The organism is Vibrio sp. D173a (assembly GCF_030248475.1).
This window is the reverse complement of record NZ_JAHGAH010000413.1, coordinates 1-726: the sequence shown is the minus strand read 5'-3', so window position 1 is coordinate 726 and position 726 is coordinate 1. Positions and strand designations below refer to the sequence as shown.

Genomic DNA, 726 nt, shown 5'->3' with positions numbered 1-726 from the left:
TATCAATGTTCAAGCTTCCCTGTTAAATACGACTGCTCATAAAATCTCTCTCAAATTAACCGATGACTACTCAATAAACTAGGTAACGGACCAAAATTTAGCTAATTTATGCCATTTATATTGAATATTCATAAAAAAAATCCCCGTAAATCGGGGCTATCCTGTCACGCCACTCTCTATTTCACTCGCGACACTTTTAATCAAACGACGCATCCATTGGTGGTCGGGATTACTCTGCAATAACGGACTCCATGCCATCTTTACTTCAAAAGGTTCGATAGCAAATGGAGCTGGCTTGATCAGCAAATTAGGGTTATCTCTTTGCAGTTGAGCCGCCTTTGTTGGAATCGTCAGAATCAGATTCTTCTGTTGGGCAAAAAGAATGGCCGACAAATAATGTCGCGTAAACACGGTGATGTTTCTCGTTTTACCGATGCGCATTAGTGCCTCATCTATCCACCTCAATTTCTGTGCTTCACTTGGGTTGATCCCGACGCCAGTACCCATTCCCGTCTTGCTTACCCAAATATGTTGAGCTTTTAAATACGACAAAAGGCTAAAGTCATCGGCAATTGGGTTGTCGCAACTGAACAAACAGGAGAACCCGTCGTGCCAAAGGCTCATCTGATGGAAGGACTGAGGGATGTTGTCAAAACGGTTGATAATAATATCAACGGTGCCCTGTTCTACGTCCTGATAACTCACGTCACTGGGCGTCATAATATC

The 726-nt window shown here is 42.8% G+C and carries 1 pseudogene; it reads right to left on the bottom strand.

From position 1 onward, the window contains the following. Window positions 1-156: 156 nt before the first annotated feature. A pseudogene (locus tag KIV40_RS26315) lies at window positions 157-726 on the bottom strand (LysR family transcriptional regulator); the annotation flags it as partial.